Annotated in this window: 1 pseudogene; it reads right to left on the reverse strand. The window is 29.7% G+C overall.

Annotated elements, in window-relative coordinates:
* Nucleotides 1-453, reverse strand: a pseudogene (locus Q428_RS15305) (transposase); the annotation flags it as partial.
* Nucleotides 454-764: the final 311 nt, after the last annotated feature.

Below are 764 nucleotides of genomic sequence, written 5' to 3' on the forward strand. Positions count from 1 at the left end.
AATGATATATTTTATTAATTTCATCATGTATTTTCTGTTTTTGGGCATGATAATTAGACTTCCTATCCTTCAGAAAGTTATAGTATGCATTCGGTGATAAATTGAATCTTCGAAGAAGCCATCTTAATCCGAATTCTTTACAATTATCTTGAATAAATCGATAAACCACTAATCGATTTCCCTCGCAAAGAATGCCGCCGCTTTTTTTAGGAACTGGTTCTCTTTCTTTAACTCTTCAAGTTCCTTGCGGAGCCTTAAATTTTCCTTCATATAATCGTATTCTTCCTTTAATTCGTGGTTTGTTTGGCATTCTTCACGGTAAGCCTTTATCCAGATGGATATAGCTGCTTTTGAAACGCTGTACTCCTCAGCTAAACTTTTTATAGTACGCCCCTCTTCCAGATGAAGACGGACTATTTTCTTTTTAAACTCTTCTTCATAATATTTTTGCATAGGTATCCCTCTTTTCTTATAGATTTATTATATCTATTAGATTGAGGTGTTACAACTTTAGTATACCATTACAATATAAAAATTAATATCCTCTACTCTAAACAATCTATTTAAATTATATTAAGCTTTGACAATTACCTCAGCTATAAACGCATATTAACAGTTTTTATTTTACATTTATCTTCATTCTAAAATATATCTGAATTAACAATAGACATTTTAACATTAGGTAAACAACTAAAGTCCAGTTCTAAAGTATCTATTGTATTGTTGACTTTTTGGGTATTACTTATTAATTTTTCTTCTAATTT

Source organism: Fervidicella metallireducens AeB (genome assembly GCF_000601455.1).
In the GTDB taxonomy this organism is placed as follows: domain Bacteria; phylum Bacillota; class Clostridia; order Clostridiales; family Caloramatoraceae; genus Fervidicella; species Fervidicella metallireducens.